The sequence below is a fragment of the Streptomyces sp. CO7 genome (genome assembly GCF_053474865.1).
Genome location: NZ_JBRIOU010000012.1, coordinates 9718 through 13200, shown reverse-complemented (window position 1 = coordinate 13200; position 3483 = coordinate 9718). Strand labels below are relative to the sequence as shown.

Genomic DNA, 3483 nt, shown 5'->3' with positions numbered 1-3483 from the left:
CCTCGTACCCGGTGCCGGCGTGCGGCGCGGGACGGGGCTGCTGCTGCGTCGGATAGCCGCGCGGTCCGGCCGCCTGCTGCGGGATGTACGGGGCCGGGACGGGCGAGGGCGCCGGAGGCAGCGCGGCCTGGGCGGCGGGCAGCGCCGGATACGCCTGCGGGTACCCGTAGGACGGCGCGGGCGGCTGCGGGGCCGGCGGCTGGTAGGACGGGCCCGACGGCAGGGCGGGCAGGGCCGGCAGCTGGCTGCCGCCGGTGCCGTAGGAGGAGTGGGTGGTGTACGACGGCGTGTCGTACATCGGCGGCACCCGGATCGGCGCGATTTGAGGGGTACCCCGCTCGGCGACCAGGGAGTCGTAGATCGGGGTGTCCGGGAACGCGGCTGAGGAATAGCCGCCGCCGTAAGGGGAGCGGGGGGAGGTCATACCCATAAGTTAAGCCCACGATGTGGTCGTTGGGGAGACAGATAAGAAGGTTGTTTTCCGTGTCGGCGGTGATGTTGGATACCCAATCCGAGCGAATTTGGCAAAAAGGGGCTTCCTGTCCAGCGCGAATCGTGTATGAGGGTCGGTATCGGGCACGTTACCCACGGTTAACTTCGGTCACAGGAGTGTTCCCGGAGGGCGTTACGGGGGATTTGTGGCGGTCCGTCAGGCGTCCCGGCCGCTGGTGCCCGTTCGGCCGTTCGGAGCCCTCCGCGAACGGGTGACGGAAAGGGTCTCGGGGCGCCCGTAGGTGCGTCCCTTCCACGCGGCGCCCCGCCCCCGGTGGTGGCGTACCGCGGAGTCCACCGTCATCAGCGTGTACAGCGACGCGGTGAACGGCAGCAGTACCGCCGCCCAGGGCGGCTGCCGGTGGTACCGCACCATCGGCAGGTAACTCGCCGCCATCAGCAGCCAGGCCGCGCCCCCGCAGACCGCCGCGGCGGGCACACCCGCCACCAGGCCGGCCACCAGGGCCGCCGGAGGCGCCAGGTAGACCAGGCACAGGCCCGCCGCCGTGCCCGCCAGGAGCGCGGGACTGTGGCGCAGTTGGGCGTAGGCGCTGCGCGCCACCATCCGCCACAGGTCCCGCAGCCGGGGGTACGGACGCACGCTGACCACGCCGTCGGCCAGCCCGAGCCAGATCCGCGCACCCGGTGAGCGCCCCTTCACCGCGCCCGCCAGCGCCACGTCGTCGATCACCGCGCCCCGGATCGACGCCGGGATCCCCGCCTCCTCGGCGGCCGAGGCGCGCAGCAGGACGCAGCCTCCGGCGGCAGCGGCGGTCCGGCACTCCGGCCGCGCCACCCGGCGGAAGGGGTAGAGCTGCGCGAAGAAGTACACGAAGGCCGGCACCACCAGACGCTCCCAGGCGCCCGCCACCCGCAGCCGGGCCATCAGCGACACCATGTCGAAGCCGCCGGTGACCGCGGCGGAGACCAGGGACCGCAGGCTGTCCGGCGCGTGCGCGATGTCCGCGTCGGTCAGCAGCACGAACTCGGGGGAGCCGGCGCGCGCCACGGCGAGACCGTGCCGCACCGCCCAGAGCTTGCCGGTCCAGCCGTCCGGCGGCCCGCCGGGCGAGGCGACGGTCAGCGGCAGACCTCCGTGGCGGCGGGCCAGCTCCCGGGCCAGCTCGCCGGTGCCGTCCGTGCTGCCGTCGTCCACCAGCACCACGGAGGCCTCGCCCGGATAGTCCTGGGCCAGCAGCGACGGCAGGCTGAGCGGGAGGACGTCCGCCTCGTCGCGGGCCGGGACGACGACCGCCACCCTCGGCCACGCCGCCGGCTCCCGCCGCTCGGGGAGCCGCACGTCGGTGCGCCAGAAACGCCCGTGCCCGAGCAGCAGCCAGAGCCAGACGGCGAGGGACACGGCGGAGATCCACACCACGACGCTCATCGCCGCAGTCTGCATCACGGAACCGGGCGCTCCACGCTCATCGACTATGGTGACGGGGTGAAGATCGCGCTCATGGACTCCGGAATCGGGCTGCTGGCGGCGGCCGCCGCGGTGCGCCGGCTCAGGCCCGACGCCGATCTGGTCCTCTCCTCCGACCCCGGCAGCATGCCCTGGGGCCCTCGCAGCTCCGAGGACATCGCCCGGCTCGCGCTGGCCGTCGCCGAGGCCGCCGCGGCCCACCGCCCCGACGCCCTGATCGTCGCGTGCAACACCGCGTCGGTGCACGCGCTGCCCACGCTCCGGGCCCACCTGGAGCCCGCGCTGCCGGTCGTCGGCACGGTGCCCGCGATCAAGCCCGCGGCCGCCGGCGAGGGCCCGGTCGCCATCTGGGCCACCCCCGCCACCACCGGCAGCCCCTACCAGCGCGGGCTCATCGAGCAGTTCGCCGCGGGCGTGGACGTCACCGAGGTGCCCTGCCCCGGTCTGGCGGACGCCGTCGAGCACGCCGACGAGGCCGCCGTGGACGCCGCCGTCGCGGCCGCCGCCGCACTCACCCCGGCGCGGGTGCGCACCGTGGTGCTGGGCTGCACCCACTACGAACTGGTCGCCGGACGGATCGGCACCGCCCTCGAGCGCGTCGTCGGCCACCGGCCCGAGCTGCTCGGCTCGGCGGACGCGGTCGCGGCCCAGGCGCTGCGGCGCGTCGGAGAGCGACGCGCCGCTGCGGACGATGCCGGTACGGGTGACACCGGTGCTCCGGCCGGCTCGGGCACGCTGACCGTGCTGCACGGCGGCGTCGAGTCGCGGCTCACCGAGGCCGCCCTCTTCTACGCCGAGGGACGCGGACTGCGCGAGGTCAGCGCGGCGCGCTGAGGCGCCGCGGGGCCGATCGCGGGGCCGCGGCGGGTCCGCCACCAAGGCCGAGGCGCCCGGTCGGCGGGTTCGGCGCGAGGAAGCGGAACCAGTGCTTGCCCACCGTGGTGTCGGCGGGGACCTCCACGTCGCCCTCGAAGGAGCCGTCGGCGTCGGTCTTCCACTGGCCGAGGATGCCGTCGTCGTCCAGCTTGATGGTGACGGTCTCGTTCTTCGGGAACTTCGTCACCTTGAAGTGGATGCTGCCGCCCGGCTGCACCTCGCTGGCGGTGATCTCGGCCTTGGCGCCCGAGGAGTTGGAGGCGGAGGCGGGAGCGCCGGTCGCGGCCGGGATCTCCTGCGTGCCGCCACCGCCGGCCCCGCCGGAGCCGGTGGTGGAGCCGCCGGTGGTGGCGGACCCGGGCTCCGCGCCGTCGGTGACGGTGAAGTCGGCGCGCAGGCTGGTGGAGGGGTTGGGGGCGAGGAAGCGCAGCCAGTGGGCGCCCTTGGTGGTGCCCGCCGGGACGGTGACGCTGCCGGAGAAGGACCCGTCGGAACCGATGGTCCACTGGCCGATGATCTCGGAGTCGTCCAGCTTGATGGTCAGGCGCTGGCCGGCCGGGAAGCCGGTGACGCGGAAGGAGACCTTGCCGCCCGCCTTGACGCTGGAACCGGCGGTGATCGAGGCGGAGGCACCGCTGCTGGTGCCGCCCGTGGGGGAGCCGGAACCCCCGGGCGGACCGCCCCCGGGG

The 3483-nt window shown here is 74.7% G+C and carries 3 protein-coding genes and 1 pseudogene; 1 reads left to right on the top strand and 3 read right to left on the bottom strand.

Going from position 1 to position 3483, the window contains the following annotated elements; all coding sequences use genetic code 11:
* Positions 1-424: DUF6643 family protein (locus ACOV8S_RS29650; RefSeq protein ID WP_448321568.1), on the bottom strand; the 424-nt coding region annotated here is incomplete at its 3' end.
* A 225-nt stretch (positions 425-649) separates the two neighbouring features.
* Positions 650-1879 carry a glycosyltransferase gene (locus ACOV8S_RS29645; RefSeq protein WP_448321567.1) on the bottom strand — a complete coding sequence of 410 codons (1230 nt, stop codon included), beginning with the start codon at positions 1877-1879 and terminating at the stop codon, positions 650-652.
* Positions 1880-1936: 57 nt separating this feature from the next.
* On the opposite strand from ACOV8S_RS29645, the gene ACOV8S_RS29640 reads away from it, so the two are divergent.
* Positions 1937-2752, top strand: a complete 816-nt coding sequence (locus ACOV8S_RS29640) for a glutamate racemase (protein WP_448321566.1) — start codon at positions 1937-1939, stop codon at positions 2750-2752.
* Here the strand turns inward: ACOV8S_RS29640 and ACOV8S_RS29635 are convergent.
* A pseudogene (locus tag ACOV8S_RS29635) lies at positions 2736-3483 on the bottom strand (hypothetical protein); the annotation flags it as partial. The gene ACOV8S_RS29640 and the pseudogene ACOV8S_RS29635 overlap by 17 nt on opposite strands.